The organism is Flavobacterium sp. RSB2_4_14 (assembly GCF_051547085.1).
Classification (GTDB): Bacteria; Bacteroidota; Bacteroidia; order Flavobacteriales; family Flavobacteriaceae; genus Flavobacterium.
The window spans coordinates 55,113-69,395 of the sequence record NZ_JBPTTL010000001.1 but is presented as its reverse complement, the minus strand read 5'-3'; the positions used below and the strand labels follow the sequence as shown (position 1 = coordinate 69,395).

The window sequence follows — 14,283 nt, the reverse complement described above, 5'->3', positions numbered from 1 at the left end:
TCAAAACAATCTTTTGATGAAGTTTTTTTTTCCATGAAAAAGATATTCACACTATTTATTTTGTTTTTTGCTCTGGCAAATACTATTTCTGCACAAACAAAAGTGAGTGGAATAGTGGTGGATAATTCTAATCAACCTGTTCCTTATGCTAATATTGTTTTTAAAGGATCAAATACAGGTGTAGTGTCTAATGAAGATGGAAGATTTTATATAGAATCTCCTGATAATTTCACGGTTTTAATGGTTTCTTTTGTTGGTTTTCCAACTAAGGAAGTCAAATTGCCGAAGCTTGTTAATTATGATTTTAAAATAGTATTGACTGAAGGCAACAGTTTAAAAGAAGTGGTAATTTTTGCTGGTAAAACATCAAAAAAGAATAATCCGGCTTTGGATATTTTGCGAAAAATTTGGGAACGAAGACGAAAGAACGGACTAAAAATGTTCAAACAATATCAATTTGAAAAATATGAAAAAGTAGAATTTGATATGAACACTATCGATAGTGCCTTTATGAAAAACAAAATTTTTAAAGGAATGGAGTTTGTGTTCAAAAACGTTGACACTTCTAAAGTAACAGGAAAAACCTATTTACCCATTTTTATAAATGAAACACTTTCAGATTTTTATGGTGATAATGAAATCAAAAAAACAAAAGATGTAGTAAAAGCCAATAAAAATTCAGGAATAGGAAGTGGTGATGGAGTGAGTGTTTTTATAAAAGATTTGTACAATGATTTTGATATTTATGATAATTATATAAACCTGTTTGATAAGAGTTTTACAAGTCCATTATCAACTACAGGAATTGACGTTTATAATTATGTATTAGCCGATACTGCTTTCATCGATAACAAATGGTGTTATAATATTGTTTTTTATCCAAGACGGAAAAACGAATTGACTTTCAAAGGCGATTTTTGGGTAAACGATACCACATTTGCTATTAAAAACATTAATATGTCTGTGACAAAAAGCGCTAATATTAACTGGGTGAAAGAGATTTATATTGAACAAGAGTTTGAGGTTTTGAACGACTCTATTTTTCTGCCAACGCGAGATTATATGATGTCTGACTTTGCCTTGAAAAAGAAAGAAGAGTCTAAAGGAATTTATGGAAAGAGAAGTACACTGTATCGAAATTTTAAGTTTGATGAAAAAAAACCTGAAAAATTCTTCAAACAGGAAGTTAATTTTATAGATAATTCGGTTTATAATAAGTCAGATGATTTTTGGCAAGAAAATCGTTTCGAAAAATTAAACAAAGATGAAGTTGCTATCTATAAAATGATTGATACCTTAAAAACGGTCAAAAAATTCAAGCAGATGTACAATTTAGTTTCTGTATTGGGAAGTGGATATATCGAATTTCCTAAGTTGAATTTTGATTATGGTCCTATTTTTTCAACGGTAGGATATAACGAGGTAGAAGGACTTCGACTTAGAGCTGGAGGAAGAACTTATTTTGGTCCGAATGATCTTTGGCGTTTGCAAGGATATACTGCTTATGGATTTGATGATAATAAATTCAAATATGGAATTTCTGGAAAATGGATGGTAAATAAGAAAAACAGAATAATTCTATCCGCTGGAAACAGAAGAGATGTCGAACAAATAGGTGCCAGTTTGACAAATACCAATGATGTTTTGGGTAGAAGTTTTGCATCCTCAGCTTTTTTTACCACTGGAACTAACGGAAAACTAACCAACATCAATCTAACTACTGTTGCAGGAGAAATTGAGCCTGTCAAAAATTTAATATTTCAAGTGGGTTATTCTTATAGAACATTAGAATCGGCATCGCCAACATTTAGTTTGGATTATTATACCGATGATACTTTTACGACTACAGCAAGTGAAGTGAAACAAGCTGAGTTAAGTTTGCAAGTTGAATACACACCGGGAAGAAAAACCATTGGATATGGCGTGGAGAGACGAGAAGTTGATAATCAGTATAGCCGATTTTTTGTAAATTATACTCAAGGTTATAAAGGATTTATTCAAAGTGATTTTAAGTATGATAAATTGCAGATTTATTACAAACAACCAATAATTATTGGAGCACTTGGGCGTTCCAATTTAATCATGGAATTAGGGAAAACATTTGGCAAAGTGCCACTTGGTTTACTTAGCATCGTTCCAGGGAATCAAACTTATTTCTTGATTGAAAATACGTTTAGTAATTTAAATTTTTATGAATTTGTAACCGATGAATATGCTACTTTTCAGTGGGAGCATAATTTTAATGGAAAAATATTATCTAGAATTCCTTTTATGCGTAAATTGAACCTAAGAGAATTGGTAGGAATGAGAGCCGTTTACGGAACGGTTTCAGATGAAAATATAGCCATAAATGCTTCGGGATTAGTCTATAAAGCTCCAGTAAATCCTTATTGGGAATATAATGTAGGAATTGGAAATATATTTAAAGTATTCCGACTAGATTGTACTTGGAGAGGAAACTATAGAGATGTGCCCGATGGTAATAACTTTACAATTAAAGGGTCATTTGGTTTTTACTTCTAAGAAAATGGATATAATTTAAATCTATTACATAAAATAATAGTAAGTACAATATATTTTATTTAAATAAACCATATTTCAAAACACAATAAATCGCTCGAAAACCATCTTTCCAATTTATTTTTTTACCTTCTTCAAAAGTTCTACCATAATAACTGATACCAACTTCGTAAATTCTGATTTTAGGAATTCGAGCTACTTTGAGCGTCACTTCAGGTTCAAAACCAAATCTATTTTCTTTTAATTTCAATGATTTTAAAACATCGGAACGAAACATTTTATAACAAGTTTCCATGTCTGTCAAATTTAAATTGGAAAACATATTGCTTAAAAATGTCAAAAATTTGTTTCCAATACTGTGCCAAAAGAAGAGAATACGATGCGGTTTTCCTCCCATAAAACGGCTGCCATAAACAACATCGGCAACACCATCAACAAATGGTTTCAAAAGAATGTTGTATTCCTGTGGGTCATATTCTAAATCGGCATCTTGAATAATAATAATATCTCCTGTGGCTAATTTAATTCCTGTATGTAAAGCAGCACCTTTACCCAAATTTACGGTATGTTGCTCAAAGGTAATATTCAATTCTGGATTGTTTTTAATATAGTTTTGTACACTTTCAGCAGTATTGTCTGTGCTACAATCATTCACAATAATAATCTCCTTTTCTATTCCATTGATTAGTGTAACGAGTTTTATTTTATCCAATATTTTATATATAGTTGGACCTTCATTATAGGCAGGAATAACAATTGATAAGGTTTTGTTTTTCATCAAGCATTGAGATTATTTTTCAAAAATAACTTTTTTCTTTGTGAAGCAACAATTTATTATTCTCTAATAATAACATTAAAGTTCTGCATGTATATCAATTGAACTAATATTCATAAATTATATTGTTTTTATTTGTTAAAGATTTGTTACTTTTGCGACCGATAAATTTTATAACAAAAATTATATTTATGGAATCAATGATGATTTATGTGCCTATAATCATGGCATTAATTGGACTGGCTTTTATGTCAATTAAAAGAAGCTGGGTTTTAAAACAAGACGCTGGAGATGGTAAAATGAAAGAGATTTCAGATTATATCTACGAAGGTGCATTAGCTTTCTTGAAAGCGGAATATCGATTATTAGCAGTATTTGTTGTAATTGCAAGTATTGCATTAGCCGGAATTACTTTTATTCCTGGTGTAAAAACAGACATATTAATTGTAGTTGCTTTTATTTTTGGAGCTTTCTTTTCTGCTTTGGCAGGAAATATGGGAATGAAAATCGCTACCAAAACTAATGTTAGAACAACACAAGCTGCTCGTACTAGTTTGCCACAAGCATTGAAAGTTTCTTTTGGTGGTGGAACAGTAATGGGATTAGGCGTTGCAGGTCTTGCTGTTCTTGGTTTAACAGGTTTCTTTATATTTTTCTTCAATGTTTTCATGGGTGGTGTTTGGACAGATACAGACGGAATGACTGTTGTACTTGAAACATTGGCCGGTTTTTCTCTTGGAGCTGAATCTATTGCTTTATTCGCCAGAGTTGGTGGTGGTATTTATACTAAAGCTGCCGATGTTGGAGCTGACTTAGTAGGTAAAGTTGAAGCTGGAATTCCAGAAGATGATCCAAGAAATCCTGCTACAATTGCTGATAACGTAGGTGACAACGTAGGTGACGTTGCCGGAATGGGTGCCGATTTATTTGGTTCTTATGTTGCTACAGTTTTGGCTGCAATGGTTCTTGGTAACTATGTGATTAAAGATATGGGTGGAAAAATTGTTGATGCCTTCGGTGGAATTGGACCAATTTTATTACCAATGGCTATAGCTGGTTTTGGAATTTTATTCTCAATCATCGGAACAATGTTAGTTAAAATTTCAAGCGACGATGCAAAAGAAGCTCAAGTTCAAAAAGCACTAAACATTGGAAACTGGGTTTCTATTGTCTTAACAGCTATTGCATGTTTCTTCCTTGTACAATATATGTTGCCACAAACCATGAAAATGGAATTCTTTGGTGAAGGTTTACAAGATATTTCTTCAATGCGAGTATTCTATGCTACTTTAATTGGATTATTTGTTGGTGGAGCTATTTCATCAGTAACAGAATATTACACAGGATTAGGTACAAAACCAGTTTTGGCAATTGTACAAAAATCATCAACTGGAGCTGGAACAAACGTAATTGCTGGTTTGGCAACGGGTATGATTTCTACTTTCCCAACAGTATTATTGTTTGCTGGAGCAATCTGGTCAACCTATGCTTTGGCAGGTTTTTATGGTGTAGCATTAGCTGCTTCAGCTATGATGGCTACAACAGCTATGCAATTAGCAATCGACGCTTTCGGACCAATATCTGATAACGCAGGTGGAATTGCTGAAATGAGTGAATTACCAAAAGAAGTTCGTACACGTACAGACATTTTGGACTCAGTTGGTAACACAACTGCTGCAACGGGTAAAGGTTTTGCTATCGCTTCTGCTGCATTAACCTCGTTAGCTTTATTTGCGGCTTATGTAACGTTTACTGGAATTGATGGAATTAATATTTTCAAAGCTCCAGTATTGGCTATGTTATTTGTTGGTGGAATGATACCAGTAGTTTTCTCTGCATTGGCAATGAATTCTGTTGGAAAAGCGGCAATGGACATGGTGTATGAAGTGCGTCGTCAGTTCAAAGAAATTCCTGGAATTATGGAAGGAACAGGCAAACCAGAATATGGCAAATGTGTTGAGATTTCTACGCAAGCGGCTTTACGTGAAATGATGTTACCTGGAATCATGACTATTGGTTTCCCAATAGCAATTGTACTTATTGGTAAATTAGTTTATGGTGATAATAACCAATTAATCGCTGAAATGTTAGGTGGATATATGGCTGGAGTTACTGTTTCTGGTGTACTTTGGGCTGTGTTCCAAAACAACGCTGGTGGTGCTTGGGATAATGCTAAAAAATCTTTTGAAGCTGGGGTATTAATTAACGGTGAAATGACATACAAGGGTTCTGATGCGCACAAAGCAGCGGTAACTGGAGATACTGTTGGTGATCCGTTTAAAGACACTTCTGGACCATCAATGAACATCTTAATCAAATTGACTTGTTTAATTGGTTTGGTTATAGCTCCAATTTTAGGTTCGGGTCATTCTGAAACTGCTATGGCATCTTGTTGTGCTAAAACTGAACAATGTGCATCCATGTCAAAAGAAGAATGTGAAGCAAAAGGTTGTACAAATGCATCATGTGAAATGATGAAAGCGAAAGATGGAAAAACATGCGACATGAGCAAATGCGCCACCATGACCAAAGAAGAGTGTGCTGCTATGTGCGACAAAAATGGATGCTCTGCTGACGATAAAGCAAAATGTATGGCGATGTATGGAGAAGATGGCAAGTATATAGGCGAAGATGAAGGTAAAGAAGAAATTTCAAAAAAAGTTGAAACGGTAGATCTACCAAATGGAAAAGTGAAAGCTACATACACTGTAACATCTACCAAAGTTAAAACTGTTAAAGTTTTTGAAGGAACAGAAAAAGAAGTTTCGGATAAAATAAATGCTTTGAAATAATATTATTAGTATATAAAAAAAAGCCTCGTCTCAGAGTTAAATTGAGACGAGGCTTTTTTTTGGGATATATTAATGGCTTAAAACAAACCGTTTATTTCAGCATCAATTCGATTAATAATCATTCCCAAATCTTCGGGATTATTGACAAAATCTACATTGTCAACATCAATAATTAATAATTTTCCTTTGTCGTAAGTAGTAATCCAAGCTTCATAGCGTTCGTTTAATCGGCTTAAATAATCAATAGAAATCGTGTTTTCATAATCACGACCGCGTTTGTGAATTTGTGAAACCAAATTTGGAATAGAACTTCTTAAATAAATAAGTAAATCAGGAGCTCCAACCAAACCTTCCATTAATTCAAATAGCGAAGTATAATTTTGAAAATCACGATTAGTCATTAATCCCATTGCATGCAAATTGGGTGCGAAAATATGGGCATCCTCATAAATAGTTCTATCTTGAATAATGTTTTTACCACTTTCGCGAATTTGTAACACTTGACGGAAACGAGAGTTCAAGAAATAAATTTGAAGATTGAAACTCCAACGTTCCATTTGATGATAAAAATCGTCCAAATATGGATTGTCGACTACATCTTCAAAATGAGGTTCCCATTTGAAATGTTTTGCTAAAAACCGTGTTAATGATGTTTTTCCTGCGCCTATGTTTCCTGCTACTGCTATGTGCATTATGGTAATTTTAATTTTAAATTCTTAATTTGTTGGTTGGTAAAAATAGCTAAAATTTGGTCTTTGTAGTAAAATTTCTGGAACGATTTCTCAACAATTTCAATTTCGTAAATCACTTTCGATTTGTTGTTCAAACAATAAAGAACATTGTCATAGGAAAATAAAAGTCGGTCAGTATCAATAATCTGAATATTTTCCCATGGCGGAATGTTAGCTAACAAATTTACTTTGCCAAAAATGTCAATCGAAAACCAATTGTTATTTTCATCAATCCAATAAAAATTATTAAAATCGGATTGGGTGTATTTTATACTTTCCTGAATTGGATTTCCAATATTTTTAAAAGTATTGTTTAGATAATTAAATAAAAGAATTTGCTGTGTTAAAGCATTATAAATCCAAAATTGGTTGAGAGAAGCCATGCCAATTTTAGAAGCAAAAATGGTATTATCGATATCAAAAAGATTAAGCTTTTGGATTTCATTTAATTGATTATCTAATGTGATAATGGTGTTAAAATCCTCATAGAAAACTACAATTTTTAAAGGATTTACATAATCAACAGAGGTAATTTTACCCAATGGTACATTCTTGTATTCCCATTTTTGAGTGTCATTTTGTTTGATTAAAACATTGTTTTTGATGTAGTAATTACTACCTAATCCGTCAAAACCTAGATAGATTTTGTTCTCCATTTCCTCTGAATTGATTGCAGAGGTTTTGAGTTTTTGGTTTTGTCCAAAACATATCGTTTGTGAACATATAAAAAGGAATAAAACAATGTTTTTCATCATAGCGCTAATTTACATTAAACTAAATTGATTTTACCTTGTCTAAAATAATATTTTAACAAAATATTGGTAACATTTTGGGCATAGTTTCGTCATATTTGTTCTTTCCAAAACAAAATAACATGAAAAAAATTCAGTACACATTTGCATTTTTATTTTTATTTATAGCCGCTAATGCTCAGAAAGACTTCCAAGGAATGGCTGTTTATGAGTCCAAAACCAGCACTTCTGATTTCAAAACTAGAATGGAAGGAAATAAAAATATCACTCCCGATATGCAAAAAATGATTGAAGAGCGAATGAAAAAAATGTTTGAAAAAACTTTTTTCCTCAACTTCGACAAATCAGCGTCAATCTATAAAGAAGAAGAAAAATTAGAAGCGCCAGGACAAGGTCAAGGCGGAATGAGAATGATGAGTTCTATGATGGGTGGCGGTGGAACCTACTATAAAAATGTCAAAGAAAAAAAATATGTGGTTGATAAGGAATTTATGGGAAAAGAATTTTTAATAAAAGATACTTTAACTAACTATAAATGGCAAATGGGAACAGAAACAAGACTTATTGGTGGCTATAATTGTTTTAAAGCCACAGCCGTAATTCCTGCTAGTAAAACTGATTTTAGAAATTTCAGAGCTAAAAAAGAAGACGAAAAGAAAGAAGACACTAAAGATAAGGCTATTAAAACTGAGGAAAAAGAAAAGAAAACTAATTTTATGGATGACTTTGATTTGCCAAAAGAAATAACAATTACAGCTTGGTACACGCCAGAAATTCCTGTAAATCAAGGTCCAGAAGGATATTGGGGTTTGCCAGGTTTGATTTTGGAGGTGAATGATGGAAAAACAGTTATCCTTTGTTCTAAAGTTGTTTTGAATTCAAAAGAGAAAGTAGAAATCAAAGCGCCAACTAATGGTAAAGAAATATCTCAAAAAGAATACGATGAAACGGTAGTTAAGAAAATGGAGGAAATGCGAGAGATGAACGGTGGAAGAGGAGGTTTTCAAATGAGAGGTACTAGATAATGTATAAAAAGATGATAAAATCTGTATTGTTAAGCTTGTTTTTATTAACAGGCTTTTTTGTAAATGCCCAAGAATTTCAAGGAAAAGCGGAATATTTTTCCAAAAGGATTCAAAGTAAAAAAGTTGAAAAAATTGATGTGGACGGCAAAGACAAAATGGATGCTGAAACAGAAAAAGCATTTCAAGATGCTATCAAAAAAGCTTCCGAAAAGCAATACATGCTCACTTTTAATAAAGTAGAATGTCTTTACGAAGAGCAAGAGCAATTAGATAAGCCAGAAGCACCAACAGCAGGAGGAATTTCTTTTAAAGTTTCTTTTTCAGGAGAAGGTAAAAAATATCTAAATGTTAAAGAAAAAAATAGCATTACCGAAGATGAAATTTTTGGCAAAGAATTTTTAATTGTTGAACCTCTTGAAAAATTGGATTGGAAACTCGGCAATGAGACCAAAAAAATTGGAGATTACACTTGTTTCAAAGCCGAACTTCTTGTTCCAGTTACGGATAAGCAACGAAAAGATTACGAAGAATTTCTTAAAAAAGAAGAAACAAAACCTTCGTTATTCAAAATGGAAGAACCAAAGGACAAAACCATTATTGCTTGGTACACACCAGAAATTCCGGTAAGTTTTGGGCCAAATAATTATTGGGGTTTACCAGGATTAATTCTGGAAATTAATGAAGAAGATAAAATTATACTTTGTTCGAAAGTAACTTTAAGCAACAAAGAAAAAGCTAAAATAAAAGTACCAAATACAGGTGAAAAAGTGTCACAAAAAAAGTTTGATGAAATACAAAAGAAAAAAATGGACAGCATGAAAGACGAAGATGGTAACATTATTTTCCAAACTACAGATTAACAACTAAATAAAATAAGCCAAAACCAATGAAGAAAATTTTATTTCTTGTCACTGTTCTTTTTTCTCTTTTTTCCTTTTCTCAAAGCATTCGTTTTGAAGGTATCATTCAAGATAATACAAAAGCACCACTCGAAATGGCAAACGTCATGGCTATGAATCAAGCCACAAAAGCAATGGATGGTTATGCGATTACTAATGAAAAAGGTAAATTTATTTTGAATCTCAAACCAAATACTACTTATATTATAAAACTGAGTTATTTGGGAATGCAGAATAAAGAAATTACAGTCACAACAGAGTCCCAAAATATTACTCAAAATATTACTATGGAATCTGGTGGAATAGAATTAGAAGGTGTTGAAATAGTCCGCGAAATGCCAGTTTCTATAAGTGGTGATACGATAGTTTATAATGCAGACTCTTTTAAATCAGGAACAGAACGAAAGTTAGAAGATGTTCTAAAAAAGTTACCTGGCGTTGAAGTAAATGCTGACGGTGAAATTGAAGTAGAGGGAAAAAAAGTAACCAAATTAATGGTTGAAGGCAAAGATTTTTTTGATGGTGATACAAAACTTGGCGTTAAAAATATTCCTGCCGATGCAATCGATAAAGTGCAAGTACTTCGAAATTATAATGAAAATTCCATTTTGAAAGGCGTTGAGAACAATCAAGAAAACGTAGCCATGAACATTAAACTAAAAGAAGGAAAGAAAAACTTTTGGTTTGGTGATGTTACTGCTGGCGGTGGTTTTGGTCCTGATGGAAAGTTTGATCGATACAACGTAAATCCAAAACTTTTTTACTACAACCCAAAATACAGTGTTAATGTCATTACCAATTCTAATAACATTGGAGAATTGCCTTTAACAGCTCAAGATTATTTTAAATTCACTGGAGGTTTTAGAAATATGATGGGCAAAGGTGGTTCTAGTTTTAATGTTTCCTCCAATGATTTAGGAATTTCTTTATTAAGAAATAATAGAGCCAAAGAAATAGAAACCGATTTTGGTGCTGCTAATTTCTCATATAATCCATCAAAAGCATGGACTATAAGCGGTTTCGGAATTCTTTCTGCTTCTATAACGGATTTAGAAACAAAATCAAAAACAAACTTTTTAGAACCAAATTCTACTGAAGTTGCTTCAACAGAAAACCGAATAGAACAAGCAAATCAAAAGAACAATTTAGGATTATTCAAATTAAGTACGAGTTTTAAACCCAATGCCAATTTTCAATTTGATTATGATATTTTAACCAAATTGACAAAACAAGACGAGAACAGTTCCTTGATAAGAGAAACTATTGATGAAAGTGATAATTCAACCGTTGAAGATATTTATACAGGGAAAAATCAAGAACCTATTTCGGTAAATCAAAATTTGAGTTTTTATTATACTGCTGCTGAGAAACACGTTTTTGCTTTTGAAACGCAACATTTGTATCAAGATGAAGATCCCTTTTATACTGCTAATTTAGCAAGTGATCCATTTACATCTTCTACCAGTAATATTTTAGGATATGACACTTCACAAGTTCGAACTGATTTGAACCAAAACCGATTTGTAAAAACAAATAAATTGGATGCCAAATTGGATTATTATTATATGTTAACCCCAAAAAGCAACATCAATATAACACTTGGAAATACTCACTCAAATCAAAATTTCGACTCAAGTATGTACCAAATTTTAGATAACGGAAGTCAAAATGAATTGGATAATACTACAAACACTAATAATGTAAATTATAAATTTAATGATGCTTTTCTCGGTTTGCATTACAAAGTATTAACAGGTAAATTTACCTTCACGCCAGGAGTTAGTTTACATACTTATGCATTAGATAACGAACAATTGGGAACAAATTTCAAACAAAATTTCACTAGAGTTTTACCCGATTTCTTAGCCATTTATCAAATTAAGAAAGCAGAAATGTTGACCTATAATTTTTCGTTTACCAATAATTTTACCGATATAAACCGACTAGCTGAAGGATTCTTATTGAACAGTTATAGTAGTTTATCAAGAGGAAACAGAACTTTAGAAAATGCTATTCAACAATCGCACTCAGTTACATATCAGAAATACAATATGTTTAATTTTGAAAGTATTACTTCAAGAATTCAATACAATCGAACAGTTGATGCTGTAAAAATCAGAGCATTATTTGACAATGTAAATCAAATTTCGGAACCCTTTAATTCAGAGTTTGCCGATGAAACAATTACCTTTTTTGGAAGTTATGGACGTTCTTTTTTCAAATATTACAAAGCTTCGTTATCTGCTAATTTAAATTGGTCAAAATTTAACAACATTCAAGTGGACCGATTGACACAACAAGATGTTTTGATAACCAACGAAAGTTTTACTCAAAATTATTTTATCAGAGCTTCTACTAATTTTAAGAGTCTTCCAAATATTGAACTTGGTTATGGTTATACAGTGAATAATTATCCAAATGACACTTTTTTTACTGATAGACCAACCGTTAAAATTGATTATTTTTTCCTAAAAAGCTTTTCTTTTGTTACCGAATATGAGTTTTATAATTACAAAAACAAGGATAAAACCATTACCAACGAATATGATTTTTTATCAGCAAGTTTGATTTATCAAAAAACCAAAGACAGCCATCTTGAATATAAAATTTCGGCCACCAATATTTTAAATACTACTTCTTTAAACGATGATAGTTTCTCTCAGTTTTCTACAAGAGCAACACAATACACCGTGCAACCGAGGTATATTATTTTTAGTTTAAAATATAATTTGTAGTTACTATTTTGCATACAAAAAACCCTGACAATTTATTTTGTCAGGGTTTTTCTTTGCGCTTTTTGCGATATTATCTTTGTGTACTTTGGGGTTAAATTCCAAAAGCCGCTTTCACTTTATCTACAAAATCTAATTTCTCCCAAGTAAATAAATCTACAGTTACCGTTTTAGTCAATCCACCTGGAGCAGAAAAAGTTTTGGTTACCGTTTCTGGAGTTCTTCCCATGTGACCATAAGCAGCTGTTTCGCTGTAAATTGGATTTCTCAATTTTAATCTTTGCTCTATAAAGTAAGGACGCATATCAAAAATTGCCTCTACTTTTTTGCTGATTTCTCCATCAGTTAAATTCACTTTAGAAGTACCATATGTAACCACGTTTATAGAAGTTGGTTTTGCTACACCAATAGCATACGAAACTTGCACTAATACTTCGTCACACAATCCTGCAGCCACTAAGTTTTTTGCAATATGACGCGTAGCATAAGCAGCTGAACGGTCAACTTTACTTGGGTCTTTTCCAGAAAAAGCACCACCACCATGAGCACCTTTTCCACCATAGGTATCCACGATAATTTTTCTTCCCGTTAATCCCGTATCTCCGTGTGGTCCACCAATTACGAATTTCCCAGTTGGGTTAATATGATAAGTGATGTCGTCATTAAAGAAATGAGCATACTGAGGGTATTTTGCCTTAATTCTTGGAATTAAAATAGAAACTAAATCGCTTTTAATTTTGGCTAACATTGCAGCTTCTTCATCAAAATCATCGTGTTGAGTAGAAATTACAATAGCATCAATGCGTTGTGGCTTATTATCATCTGAATATTCCAAAGTCACTTGTGATTTAGCATCAGGACGAAGGTATTTTATTTCATTATTTTCTCTTCTCAAATTTGCCAATTCAATCAACAAAGCATGAGAAATATCCAATGCTAATGGCATGTAGTTTTCTGTTTCATTGGTAGCATAACCAAACATCATTCCTTGGTCACCTGCACCTTGCTCTTCTTTACTTGCTCTATCAACACCTTGATTAATATCAGCCGATTGTTCGTGAATAGCTGAAAGAATCCCACAAGAGTTGGCCTCAAACATGTATTCGCTTTTTGTATAACCAATTTTCTTGATGACATCTCTAGCAATTTGTTGCACATCAAGATACGTGTTTGATTTTACTTCACCAGCCAATATCACTTGACCTGTAGTAACCAATGTTTCGCAAGCTACTTTTGAGTCAGCGTCAAATGCTAAAAAATTATCAATTAACGCGTCACTAATTTGGTCTGCAACCTTGTCTGGATGTCCTTCACTCACTGACTCCGACGTAAATAAATAAGCCATAACTATATTTTAGTTTAATATTAATTTTATCGAAAAAAAGAGGATTGCAGCGAAAGCTAAAGAAGAGTTTCTGCTTTAGCATTTTTTTAACGAGGTTGCAATCAGTACAAATTTTTCCTCTTAATTTCGGTTGCAAATGTATAAAGACTATTTCGAATAGAAAAAACTATTTTACTTTTTTTATTTTTTTGTGATTTGTTGAAAATTCTAAATACGTAGTATTTAAATATATATACTCTTGTTCCAAATGTTAAATTTTCAAATTTGATTTGGTCAATTAAAAAATTGTTCAGATGTTTGCCTCGTTAAAAGAAACAAAAATGAAATTAATGATTTGCAATATGTGTTGTATGATGTGGAGAAATCCCGCAGAGAAAACTATTGCATAATTTTAATTTTTAAAATATATACAATCGAAACCTCTGCAAAACGCAGAGGTTTTTTTTATTCTGAATTTAATTCAGAATCTCAAGTAAATAAATAAAATAATGATGCTGAAAAGAGTTCAGTATAAACAATTTCAAATGAAAGTAACAGTAAAAAATATGATGATGTCTTGTATGATGATACACTTGATGTGTTGTTGCATGACTATACCCTGTTGCCAAAAGAGGAAAACCTAAATCGTAGTATATATTTCTACTCTAAAAGTCCCTTTGGTAAGCCATCCAAAGGGACTTTTTTTATTTTCAAAAATTCGTAAAAATTTAAA

General features: G+C 32.2%; 9 protein-coding genes. 5 read left to right on the top strand and 4 right to left on the bottom strand.

The window, feature by feature from the left end; all coding sequences use genetic code 11:
- The first annotated feature begins 33 nt into the window (after positions 1–33).
- Positions 34–2,523, top strand: coding sequence for a DUF5686 family protein (locus ACSVH2_RS00315; protein ID WP_438091165.1), 2,490 nt, complete (start codon positions 34–36; stop codon positions 2,521–2,523).
- 55 nt (positions 2,524–2,578) lie between these two features.
- Here the strand turns inward: ACSVH2_RS00315 and ACSVH2_RS00310 are convergent, their stop codons facing one another.
- Positions 2,579–3,298: a glycosyltransferase family 2 protein gene (locus ACSVH2_RS00310; protein WP_438091164.1), complete on the bottom strand. Its 720-nt coding sequence runs from the start codon at positions 3,296–3,298 to the stop codon at positions 2,579–2,581.
- 188 nt (positions 3,299–3,486) lie between these two features.
- On the opposite strand from ACSVH2_RS00310, the gene ACSVH2_RS00305 reads away from it, so the two are divergent.
- A complete protein-coding gene (locus ACSVH2_RS00305; RefSeq protein WP_438091163.1) occupies positions 3,487–6,087 on the top strand; it encodes a sodium-translocating pyrophosphatase in 2,601 nt (866 codons plus the stop codon).
- A gap of 77 nt (positions 6,088–6,164) precedes the next feature.
- Here ACSVH2_RS00305 and ACSVH2_RS00300 read toward each other — a convergent pair whose 3' ends face one another.
- The gene (locus ACSVH2_RS00300) at positions 6,165–6,779 is read right to left on the bottom strand and encodes a deoxynucleoside kinase (RefSeq protein WP_438091162.1); all 615 of its coding nucleotides are present in this window, start codon (positions 6,777–6,779) and stop codon (positions 6,165–6,167) included.
- Positions 6,779–7,573: a hypothetical protein gene (locus ACSVH2_RS00295; RefSeq protein WP_438091161.1), complete on the bottom strand. Its 795-nt coding sequence runs from the start codon at positions 7,571–7,573 to the stop codon at positions 6,779–6,781. The genes ACSVH2_RS00300 and ACSVH2_RS00295 overlap by 1 nt, the downstream gene beginning before the upstream one ends.
- Positions 7,574–7,692: 119 nt before the next feature.
- Here ACSVH2_RS00295 and ACSVH2_RS00290 point away from each other — a divergent pair, with 119 nt between their 5' ends.
- The 3 genes from ACSVH2_RS00290 to ACSVH2_RS00280 are packed head-to-tail and all read left to right on the top strand — an operon-like array spanning position 7,693 to position 12,229.
- Complete coding sequence (locus ACSVH2_RS00290) at positions 7,693–8,595, top strand: GLPGLI family protein (protein WP_438091160.1); 903 nt, start codon at positions 7,693–7,695, stop codon at positions 8,593–8,595.
- Between the two features lie 11 nt (positions 8,596–8,606).
- A complete protein-coding gene (locus ACSVH2_RS00285; protein ID WP_438091159.1) occupies positions 8,607–9,455 on the top strand; it encodes a GLPGLI family protein in 849 nt (282 codons plus the stop codon).
- A gap of 26 nt (positions 9,456–9,481) precedes the next feature.
- Complete coding sequence (locus ACSVH2_RS00280) at positions 9,482–12,229, top strand: carboxypeptidase-like regulatory domain-containing protein (protein WP_438091158.1); 2,748 nt, start codon at positions 9,482–9,484, stop codon at positions 12,227–12,229.
- Positions 12,230–12,320: 91 nt separating this feature from the next.
- Here the strand turns inward: ACSVH2_RS00280 and metK are convergent, their stop codons facing one another.
- Complete coding sequence (metK, locus tag ACSVH2_RS00275) at positions 12,321–13,571, bottom strand: methionine adenosyltransferase (protein WP_438091157.1); 1,251 nt, start codon at positions 13,569–13,571, stop codon at positions 12,321–12,323.
- Positions 13,572–14,283: the final 712 nt, after the last annotated feature.

What these genes read in the sequence shown, in the direction of transcription:
- ACSVH2_RS00315 (WP_438091165.1), top strand. Translation starts at nt 34, where the DNA reads ATGAAAAAGATATTCACACTATTTATTTTGTTTTTTGCTCTGGCAAAT.
- ACSVH2_RS00310 (WP_438091164.1), bottom strand. Translation starts at nt 3,298, where the DNA reads ATGAAAAACAAAACCTTATCAATTGTTATTCCTGCCTATAATGAAGGT.
- ACSVH2_RS00305 (WP_438091163.1), top strand. Translation starts at nt 3,487, where the DNA reads ATGGAATCAATGATGATTTATGTGCCTATAATCATGGCATTAATTGGA.
- ACSVH2_RS00300 (WP_438091162.1), bottom strand. Translation starts at nt 6,779, where the DNA reads ATGCACATAGCAGTAGCAGGAAACATAGGCGCAGGAAAAACATCATTA.
- ACSVH2_RS00295 (WP_438091161.1), bottom strand. Translation starts at nt 7,573, where the DNA reads ATGATGAAAAACATTGTTTTATTCCTTTTTATATGTTCACAAACGATA.
- ACSVH2_RS00290 (WP_438091160.1), top strand. Translation starts at nt 7,693, where the DNA reads ATGAAAAAAATTCAGTACACATTTGCATTTTTATTTTTATTTATAGCC.
- ACSVH2_RS00285 (WP_438091159.1), top strand. Translation starts at nt 8,607, where the DNA reads ATGATAAAATCTGTATTGTTAAGCTTGTTTTTATTAACAGGCTTTTTT.
- ACSVH2_RS00280 (WP_438091158.1), top strand. Translation starts at nt 9,482, where the DNA reads ATGAAGAAAATTTTATTTCTTGTCACTGTTCTTTTTTCTCTTTTTTCC.
- metK (WP_438091157.1), bottom strand. Translation starts at nt 13,571, where the DNA reads ATGGCTTATTTATTTACGTCGGAGTCAGTGAGTGAAGGACATCCAGAC.